General features: G+C 62.9%; 11 protein-coding genes and 2 tRNA genes. 8 read left to right on the forward strand and 5 right to left on the reverse strand.

The genetic code is table 11. The features are described 5' to 3' along the window. A partial coding sequence (locus H145_RS0107500) for a transposase (RefSeq protein ID WP_019947528.1) occupies positions 1–491 on the forward strand: 491 nt, incomplete at its 5' end. A gap of 124 nt (positions 492–615) precedes the next feature. Here the strand turns inward: H145_RS0107500 and H145_RS0107505 are convergent. Continuing rightward, entirely contained in the window at positions 616–2,034 is a 1,419-nt protein-coding gene (locus H145_RS0107505; protein ID WP_019947529.1) for an FAD-binding oxidoreductase, read from the reverse strand. A gap of 43 nt (positions 2,035–2,077) precedes the next feature. Here H145_RS0107505 and H145_RS22650 point away from each other — a divergent pair, with 43 nt between their 5' ends. The 4 genes from H145_RS22650 (at position 2,078) to H145_RS0107525 (ending at position 6,659) form a co-directional block, all read left to right on the forward strand. Beyond that, positions 2,078–2,761 (forward strand): C40 family peptidase, encoded by a 684-nt coding sequence (locus H145_RS22650; RefSeq protein WP_240471669.1) that lies wholly within the window; start codon positions 2,078–2,080, stop codon positions 2,759–2,761. A 147-nt stretch (positions 2,762–2,908) separates the two neighbouring features. Further along, complete coding sequence (locus H145_RS0107515; protein WP_026351336.1) at positions 2,909–6,328, forward strand: TonB-dependent receptor; 3,420 nt, start codon at positions 2,909–2,911, stop codon at positions 6,326–6,328. Between the two features lie 147 nt (positions 6,329–6,475). Continuing rightward, positions 6,476–6,549, forward strand: a tRNA-Ala gene (locus H145_RS0107520). Positions 6,550–6,585: 36 nt separating this feature from the next. Then, a tRNA-Ala gene (locus H145_RS0107525) sits at positions 6,586–6,659 on the forward strand. Positions 6,660–6,841: 182 nt separating this feature from the next. On the opposite strand, the gene cysK is transcribed toward H145_RS0107525, so the two are convergent. Continuing rightward, positions 6,842–7,768 carry a cysteine synthase A gene (cysK, locus tag H145_RS0107530; protein WP_019947532.1) on the reverse strand — a complete coding sequence of 309 codons (927 nt, stop codon included), beginning with the start codon at positions 7,766–7,768 and terminating at the stop codon, positions 6,842–6,844. A gap of 109 nt (positions 7,769–7,877) precedes the next feature. Beyond that, on the reverse strand, positions 7,878–8,714 hold the full coding sequence (locus H145_RS0107535; RefSeq protein ID WP_019947533.1) for a serine O-acetyltransferase: 837 nt from the start codon (positions 8,712–8,714) through the stop codon (positions 7,878–7,880). 194 nt (positions 8,715–8,908) lie between these two features. Here H145_RS0107535 and H145_RS0107540 point away from each other — a divergent pair, with 194 nt between their 5' ends. Next, positions 8,909–9,250 (forward strand): cupin domain-containing protein, encoded by a 342-nt coding sequence (locus tag H145_RS0107540; RefSeq protein ID WP_019947534.1) that lies wholly within the window; start codon positions 8,909–8,911, stop codon positions 9,248–9,250. A gap of 97 nt (positions 9,251–9,347) precedes the next feature. Here the strand turns inward: H145_RS0107540 and H145_RS0107545 are convergent, their stop codons facing one another. Both H145_RS0107545 and H145_RS23670 read right to left on the reverse strand, forming a co-directional pair. Then, positions 9,348–10,340 carry a hypothetical protein gene (locus tag H145_RS0107545; RefSeq protein WP_019947535.1) on the reverse strand — a complete coding sequence of 331 codons (993 nt, stop codon included), beginning with the start codon at positions 10,338–10,340 and terminating at the stop codon, positions 9,348–9,350. An 81-nt stretch (positions 10,341–10,421) separates the two neighbouring features. Continuing rightward, positions 10,422–12,437, reverse strand: a complete 2,016-nt coding sequence (locus H145_RS23670) for a peptidylprolyl isomerase (protein ID WP_019947536.1) — start codon at positions 12,435–12,437, stop codon at positions 10,422–10,424. A gap of 213 nt (positions 12,438–12,650) precedes the next feature. On the opposite strand from H145_RS23670, the gene H145_RS24695 reads away from it, so the two are divergent. Both H145_RS24695 and H145_RS24595 read left to right on the forward strand, forming a co-directional pair. After that, on the forward strand, positions 12,651–13,004 hold the full coding sequence (locus tag H145_RS24695) for a hypothetical protein (protein WP_157541348.1): 354 nt from the start codon (positions 12,651–12,653) through the stop codon (positions 13,002–13,004). 23 nt (positions 13,005–13,027) lie between these two features. Next, positions 13,028–14,100: sensor histidine kinase (locus tag H145_RS24595; RefSeq protein ID WP_019947538.1), on the forward strand; the 1,073-nt coding region annotated here is incomplete at its 3' end.

Consider the following 14,100-nt stretch of genomic DNA (forward strand, 5'->3'; position numbering starts at 1 on the left):
CCATCGGCTACCAGGGCCGCAAAGCAGCCCGCACGACCAATGCCCTTTTCCTGGCCGATAACCAGGGCATGCCCCTGGCCGTGGCCACGCCCCAGGCGGGCAATCAGCATGACACGTTTGACTTGGAGCGCGTGTTCGCCGAACTCTGTGCGCTGCTCGAAGCGGCCAACCTACGCTTGGATGGCTTATTTCTAAACGCCGACAAAGCTTTTGATGTCAACAGTTTACGGCAGGCCTGCGCGGGCCGCGGTATCGAGGCCAACATCCCGCGCAAGCGGCGCTCGGCCGACTGGCAGACCGACGATGACACGCCGCTCGACCCCGAACTCTACCGCCGACGCCTGGTCATTGAGCGCCTCAACGCCTGGCTTGACGGCTTCAAGACCCTGCTCGTGCGCTACGAAACCAGCTTGCAAAACTGGCTGGCCATGCACTGGTTGGCCTTCACCGTATTGTTGCTGCGCAAAATTGCCCCATCTTCTACTTCCTAAACAGCTTCACAATCCACCGCACCAGATCACACAGGCATAAGTATTAGCAGATATCCAGAATAGAAAAACGGTCCCCGTTGCCAGGAGCCGTCCACAAAGTCCGTGAAATCCGAAAAAATCCGCGCTAATCCGTGGTCCAGATTTTTCCGGGGTTCATGATGCCGTGGGGGTCGAATACCTGCTTGATGCCGCGCATCAGGTGCAGGTTGGCTTCGGGCAGGGCGATACCGATGTAGCCTTTCTGCACCAGCCCAATGCCGTGCTCGCCCGAGATGGTGCCGCCGAGTTTCACGCAGAGCTCGAATATTTCGGTGATGGGCTGGCGCAGGCCCACATTCCACATGTCGTCGCTCAGGTCGCCGCGGATGATGTTGACGTGTAGGTTACCGTCGCCGGCGTGGCCGTAGCAGACGCTTTTGAAACCGTAGTGCCGGCCGATTTCCTTGACGCCTTTGAGCAGCGTGGGCAGCTCGGCGCGGGGCACCACGGTGTCTTCCTCCTTATACACCGAGTTGTAGCGCACGGCGTTGCCAATGTTGCGGCGGATGCGCCACAACTCGTCTTTCTGGGTGGCGTTGTCGGCCAGCAGAATCTCGCCCACGTCGTAGTTGCCCAGCACTTCGTACACCTGTTCGGCTTCCTTGTAGAGCTGGTCGAGGTCCTGGCCATCGAGTTCGATGAGCAGGTGGGCCGTAATATCGTTGGGTAGCGTGAGCGGAATCTGCAGGTAGTCGCTGGACCAGGCAATGGCCTCGCGCTCCATGAACTCCATGCCCGACGGAATAATACCCGCCCGGAATACGGCCGCTACCGCTTCGGCCGCCTGCGCCTCCTGGCGGAAGGGCACCAGCATCAGCACGTTGTGCTTCGGGAAGGGCAGCAGCCGGAACACGACCTTGGTGATGATGCCCAGCGTGCCTTCCGAGCCCACCATCAGCTGGGTGAGGTTGTAGCCGGTCGAGTTTTTGAGCGTGTTGGCGGCCGTCCAGATAAGCTCGCCGGTGGGCAGTACCACCTGCAGGTTGAGCACGTAATCTTTGGTGGTGCCGTACTTCACGGCCTTGGGCCCGCCGCTGCTGTGGGCCAGGTTGCCGCCCAGAAAGCAGCTGCCTTTGCTGGCCGGGTCGGGCGGGTAGAACAGCCCCACTTCCTGCACCGCCCGCTGGAACACCTCGTTGATAACGCCCGGCTCGACGGTGGCCTGCAGGTTGCGCTCATCAATTTCGATGATTTTATTGAGCCGCTCGGTGCTCAGCACCAGGCCTTGGTGCAGCGGCAGCGCGCCGCCGCTCAGGCCCGTGCCGGCGCCGCGGGCCGTTACCGGAATATGGTTTTCGTGGCAGAGGCGCACAATTTGGCTTACCTGCCCGGCGTTAGCGGGCTTTACCACCACCTCGGGCGCGTAGTGCAGGTCCTCGGTGTGGTCGCGGCCGTAGCCGGCGTACTCGGCGGCTTCGGTGCGCTGGGCCGTGAGCACAAAGGCGGCCCCGACAATTTCTTCTAAATGAGCCACTAAGGCCGGAGTCAGCACCTGGAAGTTCATGGGCGAGCAAGGGAAAGTGAAGCGGCTGCGTATCTTTGCGTCGATGCAGAATTACAGTACGAAGGTAAGTTATTCGGCCTGGTGGCGGCAATGGGCCCTTCCGGTTTTGCTACTGCTGGCCCTGAGCGCGCTGCCGGGCTGCAACGCGGGCAAGGTAAACTACCGCAACGGCCGCTACCACTCGGCCCGCGACATGGCCCGCATCAAGGCGGCCGAACGGGCGCGCGGCCGTGGCCGGGCCCCGGCCACCACAGTAAAGACCAAAACCAAAACGGCCGCCGGCCGCACCAAAATGGTGGCCCGCCGGCCCGGCGCCGCGCCCATTGCGGCCAACGTGTCGGCCCCTATTGCCGAGGTAATCCAGACGGCCCGCTCCTACCAGGGCGTGCCCTACAAGTACGGCGGCACCACCCGCCTGGGCATGGACTGCTCAGGCCTGCTCTACGAGTCGTTTGCGGCCATCAACCTCAGCATCCCGCGCTCCAGCAACGAGCAGGCGGTGTGGGGCGCCCCCGTGAAGCCGCAGGAGCTGCAGCCGGGCGATTTGGTATTTTTCGGAGCTTCGCCGGGCAGCAACACCATTACCCACGTGGGGCTGGTCACGGTGGCCACGCCTGAGAGCGTGCAGTTTATCCATGCTTCCAGCTCGCTGGGCGTTATCGAGAACGCGCTGGAGACGGATTATTATTTGAGTCGATTTATTAAGGCAGTAAGACCAAGGTTTTGAAATCAACCAGTTACCTTTGCGGCCATTAAGCCGCCGGCACCTCTTGAACCGGCAATCATAACACCGTCTTAACGCAGGCCTAGACGGTGGGTTGTAGCTTTGCAGTAGTTTTTTCAAAAGCACCTTTTTCATCCATTTCCCTCTTCTATGAGACGCCACCTTTACGCTTCAATAGCGCTGGTTCCGATGGCCCTCGTGTCGGCGCACATGAGCTGGGCACAGGTTTCTACTTCGGCTATGAGCGGTATCGTTACCGACAAAACCGGAGAGGGACTGCCTGGCGCCACGGTAATTGCCGTGCACACGCCCACCAACACCCAGTATGTAGCGCCCACCAACTCCGATGGCCGCTTCAACATCCAGGGCATGCGGGTAGGCGGTCCTTATACGGTGCGGATTACGTTTGTGGGCTACCAGGACGTAACGCGCGAAAACCTGTTCCTGACGCTGGGTCAGAGCTTCCGCCTCGACGTAAACCTGAGCGAAACCACGCAGACGCTGGGCGAAGTAGTAGTAAGCGGTAAGCGTAACTCGCTGATCAACTCCGACCAGCAGGGTTCGGTAACGGCCGTAGCCCGCGAGCAGATCGAGCGCCTGCCTTCCATCCAGCGGAGCCTCAACGATTTCACCCGCCTCACGCCTCAGGCCAACGGCAGCGCTATCGGGGGTGGCAACAACCGCCAGAACAACTTCACGGTTGACGGCTCCGACTTCAACAACAACTTTGGTATCGGCGGCAACCTGCCGGCTGGTGGTTCGCCCCTCTCGCTCGACGCTATCGACCAGCTGGTGGTGAGCGTAACGCCTTACGATGTGCGCCAGGCCGGTTTCGTGGGTGCGGCCATCAACGCCGTAACCCGCTCGGGCACCAACGACTTCAGCGGTTCGGCCTACAGCTACTACCGCAACCAGAGCTTCATCGGCAATAACGTCGATGGCGAGAAGTTCGACCTGCAGGATTCGCGCTTCTACCAGTACGGCTTCCGGCTGGGTGGTCCGATCATCAAGGACAAGCTTTTCTTCTTTGCTAACGCCGAGATTGAGGAGGAGCGCACGCCGGGCCAGACCCGCCGTGTTTCCACCGACGCCAACCCCTACGGCCAGGGCTCGACCAACATCGTGCGACCTACCGGCGCCGAGCTCGATGGCATCAGCGACTACCTGAGCACGCGCTTCGGTTACTCGACGGGTGGCTACCAGGGCTACGATTTCACCAGCCCTCGCAGCAAGTACCTGGCTCGCATCGACTGGAACATCAACGCTCGTAACCGTTTCAACGTCCGCTACAGCCAGACGGAAGGCAAAACGCCGTTGTTCCCCAGCGGCTCGTCGAGCCCGCTCACCAACTTCCCCTCCAGCGCCGGTCGTACCGGCCTGAACGCGCTGCCCTTCCGCAACGCGGGCTACTTCCAGGAGTCGAACTTCTACTCGGCCGCGGCCGAGCTGAACTCGACCATTGGTTCGAACATGACCAACACGCTGCGCGCGACCTACACCAAGCAGAACGACCCGCGCAGCTCCGACAGCAAGATTTTCCCGTTCGTGGACATTCTGAAGTCCGACGGCCCCAACAGCGACCCGACGCCTTTCACCTCGTTTGGCTATGAGCCCTTCACGCTGGGCAACCTGCGCGACGTGGAAATTTACTCGGTGCGCGACGACTTCTCGTGGCTGCGTGGCCGCCACAACATTACGCTGGGCTTCCAGGGCGACTACAGCATCACCAAAAACGGCTTCCAGCGCTTTGCCGCCAGCTACTACCGCTTCAATTCGTTCGAAGATTTCAAGGTAGCCAGCGACCCCAACTCGACGCCCGAGCAGCTGTACGCCGCGCGGCCAACTGACTTCGCCTACACCTACTCGCTCGCGCCAAACTTCGAGCAGGCTTTCCCGAGCTTCAAATTCGGGCAGTACTCGGTTTACGCGCAGGATGAGTACTCGTTTGCCGAGAACTTCCGCGTACTGGCCGGTCTGCGGGCTGACTACGTAACCTACCCCGAGAAGCTGGCTTCTCACCCGCTCATCCAGCCATTGAAATTCGCTGGTGGCGAAACGGTGGACGTATCTAACCTGCCCAAGTCCAGCATCCTGCTCTCGCCGCGCATCGGCTTTAACTGGGATGTGCAGGGCGACCGGACGGTGCAGCTGCGCGGTGGTACCGGCATCTTCACGGGCCGCGTTCCTTACGTATGGATCGTAAGCCAGGCCGGCGACGCCGGTTTGCTGCAGGTAACGCGCACCTTCTCGGGCGACAACCTGTACGGCCGTACCGGCACCCCCGGCAATTACACCTACACCAGCCAGCTGCCCGGCGGCTACCGCGGCTTCAACGAGAACCCCGGCTTCTACCGCCCCGAAACCGTTCCAGAGGCTGGTACGGTTATTCCGAGCGTAATCTCGGCCGTAGCTGAAGACTTCCGTTTCCCCCAGACCTGGAAAACCAGCCTGGCCATGGATGTACAGCTGCCCGGTGGCCTGGTAGGTTCGTTGGAGGGTATCTATAACAAGGACATCAATACGGCCGTGTTCCGCAACGTCAATCTGGTTGACCCCGTCAACCTGAACGTAGCCAACTACCCCGACAACCGCCTGATTTATCCTTCGGCTACGAACCAGCGCTTCCTGAATCCAATCGATAAGGATGGCAAGCCCGTAGCTACCGGTGCAACCGGCGGCGGCGCGTTCAATACCATCGTGCTCGACAACGCCAGCAAGGGCTACTACTGGTCGGTGACGGCCAAGTTGGAGCGCCAGTTTGCCAGCGGTGTTTACGCCTCGATTGCCTACACCCGCTCGGACGCCCGCAACCTGTTCGACGGCGGTGGCGACCAGCCCCTGTCGGCCTGGCAGCAGACGCCAACGGTTAACGGCGCCAACAACCTGCCCCTGAGCTATGCCAGCTACGTAGTGCCCGACCGCGTACTTGCTTCGCTTTCCTTCAAGAAGGAGTACATCGGCCACCTGGCTACCACCCTTTCGGTATTCTACGAAGGCAGCCAGCAGGGCCGCTTCTCCTACGTGTACTCGCGCGACCTGAACCGCGACGGTGCCAACGCCGACCTGATCTACATCCCGCGTGATGCGTCGGAAATCAAGTTTGTCTCTCAGACAGTAGGTTCGGGAACTGATGCCCGCGTATACACGCCCGAAGAGCAGAGCGAACTGTTCTTCCAGTACGTTGATCAGGACAAGTACCTGCGCAAGCACAAAGGCCAGTATGCCGAGCGCAACGGCGCCCTGCTGCCCTGGCGCAACCAGTTCGACGTGAAGCTGCTCCAGGATCTGTTCACCGACCTCGGTGGCAAGCGCAACACGCTGCAGCTCAGCCTCGATATCTTCAACGTAGGTAACCTGCTCAACAACAACTGGGGCATTACGCGGACGACCAACGCTACCTCGGTGCTGGTACCGACCAACGAAGGTTCGCTCGCAGCCAACGGCACGACGCAGCCTACCTTCCGCCTGGCACTCGACCGCGGCGGTGTGGTGCGCGAGACGTTCCGCAGCAACCTGTCGCCTAGCTCTACCTACTACATGCAGGTGGGTCTTCGCTACATCTTCAACTAAGCGAACAACTTAGCTGTGTAAAAACGGGCTGGCGGCATCGCCAGCCCGTTTTTTTTAGGTATCGGCTTGCAGATTCAAAAAGGAGCCGTACTTTTGCCTCACCAAAACGCATTCGGCGGCTTGGTATAGTAAGTATCAGTACCACGAGGGGGATTAGCTCAGCTGGCTAGAGCGCTTGCATGGCATGCAAGAGGTCATCGGTTCGACTCCGATATTCTCCACTCTCGTTTCGCAGCCGGCGAAGCGCGTACTACCCCGGGGGATTAGCTCAGCTGGCTAGAGCGCTTGCATGGCATGCAAGAGGTCATCGGTTCGACTCCGATATTCTCCACAGACCACGGATTAGCGCAGATTTTAACGGATTTCGCGGATTCTGTAAACAGCAAAAAGGCCACCTCAGTTGAGGTGGCCTTTTTGCTGTTCGGCTGCGCTAGTTTGCCGGTTTGCCGGCTGGCCGGGGCGTCACGTCCGGCCGGCGGCTACAAAATCCGTGCAATCCGAAAAAATCCGTGCTCATCCGTGGTCGAACAGGCCTTCCACCGACAGGTACCGCTCGCCGGTGTCGTAGCAGAAGGTGAGCACGCGGCTGTTCTGGGGCATGTCGGGCAACTTCTGGGCTACGGCGGCCAGCGAGGCGCCCGAGGAGATGCCCACGAAAATGCCTTCCTCGCGGGCCGCGCGGCGGGCCATGTCGGCCGCGGCCTGCTGGCTGACGAGGATGGCGCCGTCGAGCAGGTCGGTGTGCAGGTTTTCGGGGATAAAGCCCGCGGCCAGCCCCTGGATGGGGTGCGGGCCCGGCGCGCCGCCACTGATAACCGGCGACAACTCGGGCTCGACGGCAAACACCTGCATCTTTGGGAATTTGGGCTTGAGCACCTCGGCTACGCCGGTCAGGTGGCCGCCGGTGCCCACGCCCGTGATGTAGTAATCGAAGCCTTCGGGCGCGTCGGCCAGGATTTCGCGGGCAGTGTGCTCGGCGTGGGTTTTGATGTTGGCGGGATTATCGAACTGCATGGGCATCCAGGCATTCACGTTTTCGTGCACTAGCTCGTGGGCCCGCTCGATGGCGCCTTTCATCCCCTTTTCGCGGGGCGTAAGCTCCAGCTTGGCCCCGTAGGCAGCCATCAGGCGGCGGCGCTCAATACTCATGCTTTCGGGCATTACCAGTGTCACCTGGTAGCCTTTCACGGCCCCCACCATGGCCAGGCCCACACCGGTGTTGCCCGAAGTCGGCTCGATTATAACGCTGTCGGGCGTGAGGACGCCGTTCTTTTCGGCCTCCTCAATCATGCCCAGCGCAATGCGGTCTTTGATGCTGCCGCCGGGGTTGGCGCGTTCCAGCTTCATCCACACTTCCACATCGGGGCGGTCGGCGAACAGGCGGTTGATGCGCAGCAGCGGCGTGTTGCCGATGGTATCGAGAATGGTGTTGGCTTTCATTGTTGAGACATGAGATGGTGAGACATGAGAAGGGAGACAGAAGAAGTAAGATGAATGTCATTCTCAGAATGACGCGTGGCTCACTTCTCATGTCTCACTATCTCATGTCTCAGATGGAAAACATGATATCCGCGGCGGGGTCTTCGGCGCGGGTGACGTGGATGTGGGCTTTGTGGTAGACGCGCGAGTGCGAGGGGACGCTCTCGGTGAGCCACACGTTGCCGCCAATGATGCTGTAGCGCCCAATGGTAGTGCTGCCGCCTAATATAGTAGCTCCGGCATATATTACCACATCGTCTTCGATGGTGGGGTGGCGCTTGATGCCCTCCAGATGCTTGCCCACGCTCAGCGCCCCCAGCGTTACGCCCTGGAAAATCTTCACCCGCGCCCCGATAACGCAGGTTTCGCCGATAACCAGGCCCGTGCCGTGGTCGATGCAGAACGAGGGGCCGATGCGGGCGCCGGGATGAATATCGATGCCGGTGCGCTGGTGGGCGTACTCGCCGAGCAGGCGCGGTACCCGGGGCACGCCGCGCTGGTGCAGGCCGTGGGCGAAGCGGTGCAGGGCCGTAGCGTAGAAACCGGGGTACGTCGTCAGCACTTCGGCCAAGCCCTGGGCAGCCGGGTCGGCGGCCACGATGGCGGCGGCATCGAGGAGCAAGGTGGCGCGCAGGGCCGGCAGCGCGGCCATAGAGGCCGCCGCGAGCAGGGCCGCTTCGGCGGGCGGGGCCACGGCCCGCAGCAGGTCGGCCAGATCGTCCTGGAGCAGGCGCAGGGTGGCGGCCAGCGCGTCGGCGTCGCGCAGGGGGCGCGGGGCACGCTCCGGGAACAGCACCTCCAGCAGCTGGTCGGCCAGCTGGCAGAAGCCGGCCGCGGGCAATGGCGCGGCCGTGGCCTGGTGGGCCTGGGCCAGCTGCTCGATAAATTCGGGGTCGTAGGAGGTCATAGCAAAGTGGAGCCGAACCGTTGGCAGCCGGGCTGCGGCAGGGTGCGGGCGGGAAGTAACCGCGGGGCGAAGCGAAAGGTTTGACTGCCCGCGCCCGGCTGCTACCTGGCCGGTGCGGGCAGCAACCCCGGGCCCGCGGGCTTCGTTAACGCCGAAGTAACCACATCTTTTCCATAACCTATCCACCCTGACTCATGGCTGATACCACCATCACCAAAGTAGATTCGCAACATTCTCCCAAAGGCCCCGAGGGCGAAAAGTATCTGGCTTCCGGCGTACACGTATCGATGCGCATGTGGGAAAACGAGCAGCCCGGCGAGCCCAAGGCCCCGGCCTCGCGCCCCTACGAAACCGTCGGCTACGTGCTGAAGGGCCGCGCCGAGCTGCACATCGAAGGCCAGCAGGTAACGCTGGAGCCCGGCAACTCCTGGGTGGTGCCCAAGGGCGCCTCGCACACCTACAAGATTCTGGAGGCCTTCTCGGCCGTAGAAGCCACCACGCCCCCCGCCCAAGCCCACGGCCGCGACGATAAGTAATATTGTTAGCGGTTAGCGGTTAGCGGTTAGCTGAAAAAGCGAAATCCCGCCCTGGCAGTTGCCGGGGCGGGATTTTTAGTGGGGGAGATTAGGCAGGCTAGTTTTCGTAGTTCACGTATTTTTCCAGCTTATCGTTGATAAAGAGCAGGTTCCACTCTTTGCCCCGGAAGCGCGAGTAGTACCAGGTGGTGAAGCGGCCTGTTTCTTCGAGGCTTTCGGAGCGGCTGCGGGGCTTGCCCATAATCTGCTCTACTCCCTTCATAGTCATACCTTTCACCAGCGTGCCCTGCTGAATGGCCTTCCAGTTCGAGTCCTTAATCTGGCTGTTTTGGGTGCGGGGGTTGGTGAAGCTAAACGACTGCCCGAATTGGTTAAGCGCCGACCTGCTGCCGGCATCCGTTATATAGCCGTTGGTGCCGCTAAGCACGTAGTCATGCTCCTGCACCTGACGGGGGTTCTCCCCCACATACTCAAATGTGATGCGTACGGGTGCCGTGCCGGTGCCCGGGTCAACCTTCGTGAACTTGACGGGTACGAATTTAGGTAGGTATTGCACATCATCACGGGTGGAAGCCTGGCTGACGTACGCCTCAAGTACGTAAGCCGTGCGGCCCACCAGCAGCTTGCGGGCCTTCTCTACCTCGTCAGTGTACACCAGGCAGGGGGCCCCGATAAGCCGGTCGCCGGCCGTTACCTCAGCCATTGTGTTGCTGATAATGTAGGCGTACTGCTGGCCGTTGGCGGCCTTAAAAGCCACAGCTACCTTCTCGTAGCTGCTACTATTCTGGTCGTCTCTGCCTTTATCCTGGAAGGGCTGGAGCCCCACGAAAGTAAAGGTAGTGCCGGTCAATTTCTTGTCATCGGGCGAATTGCCGTAGAGGTCGGTGCCCTTGAATTTGGGGCCTTTAAAAGCCAGCAGCGGGCAGCCGAAGGAGATATCAGCAACCTTACCAGGCATTTGGAAGCGCATGCCGGGTTTCCAGTCGAGCAGCTTGCGTTGTGGAAACTCGCGCTTCAGGTCGATGCTCTGAGCCCCGGCCGGGGCCGTGAGCCCTAGCAGGCTAATTCCGATTAACAGTGTTTTCAGCATGAAATGGGGGTTGATGGCAGAAAGGAGGATATTTTGCTCACCTGGTATGGCTCGCGGGCAAGTCTGTTCACTGGCTGACAGCTAATAGCCTGCTGCAAGCTCTACCTTATCAATCCGGTCGCCGATTTCGAGGCGGCTGACGACGTCCATGCCTTCGACGACCTGGGCGAAGATGGTGTAGCGGCCATCGAGGTGGGGGGCGGGGCTGTGGGTGATAAACCACTGGCAGCTTTCGGTGTCTTTGCCGGCTGAGGCTAGGCCTACGGCGCCTTCGCCGTAGTGCAGGTCGGCAAATTCGGAGCGCAGGTTGTAGTCGGTGCTGCCCCAGCCGTCGCCGCGGGGGCAGCCGCCCTGGGCCACGAAGTTGGGCACCACCCGGTGGAAGTTCTTGCCATTATAGAACCCCTGCCGGATAAGCTGCACGAAGCTGGCCACCGAGCCGGGCGCCTCGTTCACGAGCAGGCGCAGCACCACGTTGCCCTTGCTGGTGCGCACCACCGCCCGCGGGGCGGCCGGCAGTGCCATCACCACCTCCCACGGAATAGGGTGACTGGCGGCCCGCGCTACGGGCACCGCCGTGGGTTTCACCCCGCGCAAATAATCGATGGTTTGCTGCAACGACTGCCAGGCCTCCAGGTCGCGGGGCAGCACCAGTTTGGCGCGGGCGGCCACCAGGAAATCGGGGTTGGGCAGCAGCCGGCGCAGGTTTAGCTTGGGGTCGCGGATGGCTTCGGCGGCCAGGCCCAGCTGCGCCACGTCGCCGCCGAGCACGGCCTGGCGCAGCACCAGCGCGAAATCGGGCTGGCGGCCGGCCGGGAAGTCAGCCAGCCGACGCTGGGCCAGCAGGGCTTCCATGCCGTAGGTGCCCACTACCAGCGAGCGGTCGGGGGCGAAAGTCGCCGCGCGCACAAAGTCGAAAGCGGCCGGGTCTTCGCCCAGGGCCCTCAGCAGGTAACCTCGCTCATAAACATCCGTGGAAGCCGCATAGCGCTCCTCAACGGCCCGGCGGATGGCTTCGCGGCCGGCGCCGGGCTGGCGCAGGGCGGCGGCCAGCAGGGTGGCCCGCACCCGCCATTCGGGCAAGGCCTGGGCCTTTTCGAGCAGCACCGGGCCGGGCTCGTTGGCAGCGTGGGTCAGGAAGAACTCGGCGGCCGTGAGGGCCACCTGGGCGTTTTCGTCGGTCAGCGCCGCCCAGGCGGCCTCCTTCACCGGCGCATACATCGCGCCCGACATGGCCCGCAACGCGCTCAGCCGCACCCGGTAGTCGGGGTCGCGGCGGGCCAGCGTGGCCAGTGTGGCGGGCACGCCGGGGTCGGCGGCGGCTTTGGCTAGTGCCTGGGTGGCGCCGGCGCGCACCGCGTAGTGCGCATCTTTTTGGGCCGCGGCCGTGAGGGCGGCGGTGTAGGGCGCGAGGTTGAGGCCGCGGGTGCGGGCCAGCGCATTGGCCGCGGCCAGCCGGGCACTGACGGGGTTCTCGCGGGCCAGCAGCTGCACGAGGCGGGCCACGGCGGCTTCGGAAGTGAGGCCCCGCAGCCCCGCCCGGTACAGGCCCCAGGCCTGCCCGCTCAGTGCGGCCGTGTCGGTGGCCAGGGCGGGCGGCAGCCGCGTGAGGCCGGCCAGGCCGGCGCGGCTGGTGCAGCGGCCCAGGGCTTCGAGCACGTAGCGGCGGGCCGTGGCGTCGGTTTCGTGGGGCAGCTGCTGCACGAGGCCGGTTTCGGCAGTCGAGTCGGCCGCCTGGCCCAAGGCGTAGGCGGCCAGCTGGCGCACCCGCGGCACCTCGTCTTCCTGCAGCAGCAGCAGCAGCCGGGGCGTGGCGGCCTTGTCCTGCACTGAGGCTAGCGCCTCGGCGGCGGCCTGGCGGTAGCGGGCTTCGGCGTGGCTCAGGTAGGGCAGCAAAGCGGCCGTGTGGCGCTCGTCCTGCAGGGTGGCAATGCGGCGCATGGTGCTGTCGAGGGCGAACCGGTTGGCCGGTGCGGCGGGTGCGGCAGCGGGCACCGCGCCGGTAGTAGCAGTGGGACGCGGGGCGCAGGCGGGCAGCAGGCCGGCCGCGGCTACGGCCGCAACGGCCGTGGCCCGGCAAAGAGCAGAGTAGGTCATGGTTGGGACAAGATATAGATACTCCGGCCTCCAAGGCAACCCGGCCGCGACAAAACGCATCTGCCGGGGCAGCGTTCTGCTGCAAGCCCCGCCGGCCGGCCCGTTTCCGGCCCGGTTGGGCAGCCGGCAAAATCAACTGCTCAACCTCGACGGGGCAGAGAAGAGAAATCCATTTATCGTCGCATCTTTACAACCATTCCGCTGCTATCCGCTATGCCCGTTGTTCGCGTGCTTCTGGTATTATGTTTCGGGCTGTTGCTTGCTGGTCCAACCGCGCAGGCGCAGCAAACGGCCGGCGCCGGTTCGGCCCACACTTCGGCCCAGACCAAACCGGCCGCCAGCCCCCCCGCCCGCCGCGAACGGGTGCTGACGCTCCATCTGCCCCTTCCGTCGCTGGTAGCCCGCCTGGGCGAGGCCACCGGCCTGCTCGAAGGCCCGGCCAGAAAAAACCGCCCCAACGCGGCGGACGCGCCCGTTCCGGCCAACCCCGTGCTGGTGCTCACGCTGCCGCTGCCGAAAATCTTCAGCACCCAGGTGGCCGATGCCCCGGCCCCGGCCGCTCCCTGACGTCGTTCTTCAACCCGTTTCCGATGGCCCAGTCTCGTCCCGATACCATCCGCATCCGTAGCAAGTTCTACAACAACGACATCGTGGTGACCCGGCAGGACAGCGCCAACGCCACGGTGTCGTTTGCTCCCAACGATTCAACCCAGGATTCGACCTACAAGCTGGGGCGGAACGTGGAAAAGGGCATGTCGGAATCGGGCATGAACGTGCTGTTGCTGGTGGCGCTCAGCATTCCGCTGGTGCGCGGGGTGGGCCGCTTTATCAATGCGAAAGAGCGGCTTCCTTCGCTGGAAAAACCAATTTCGCGGTTCTGGATACTGGCCGTTGGCTTCTATCTGGGCATGATGGCGCTGGGCATCCACCACCCGAAGGCCGGCGACGTGTACACGCTGCTGGTGGTGGGCATTACGGTGGCGCTGCTGGTGCTGGTGCGCAGCTACCGGCCGGCCCGCACGCTGCTGCTGGGCTTGCTGCCGCTGGCCGTGGTGAAACTGAGCGAGCTGCTACTCTACAGCGTGTCGCCCGATACGCTGGACTTCTACCGCAACGGGTTCGGCTCGGCCCAGGGCTTCAGCGTACTGTGGCTGATTTTTTTCGTCTTTATTGCTCGCAGCCATAAGAAGCAGGCCGAGAAGGAACGGCTGGAGCGCGAAGCCGCCGCCCTCGAAAAGCAGCGCATCGAGGCCCAGAACGCGGCTTTGGAAGCAATGGTGGCCGAGCGCACGGCCTCGCTCACGCGCCAGACCGAGGAGCTGCGCGACACGCTGGAGGAGCTGCGCGTAACCCAGGACCAGCTGATTCAGAGCGAGAAGATGGCCAGCCTGGGCGAGCTGACGGCCGGCATTGCCCACGAAATCCAGAACCCGCTCAACTTCGTCACCAACTTTGCCGATGTGAGCGGGGAGCTGCTCGACGAGCTGGCCGAGGAACAGCAGCGCCCCGTCCGCGACCCGGCGCTGGAAAGCGAGCTGCTGGACGATTTGCGCCAGAACCTGACGAAGATAACGCACCACGGGCAGCGGGCGGCCAGCATCGTGCGCGGCATGCTGGAGCACAGCCGCGCCAGCACCGGCGAGCGGCTGCCCACCGACCTCAA

This window comes from Hymenobacter aerophilus DSM 13606 (assembly GCF_000382225.1).
Lineage (GTDB): Bacteria > Bacteroidota > Bacteroidia > Cytophagales > Hymenobacteraceae > Hymenobacter > Hymenobacter aerophilus.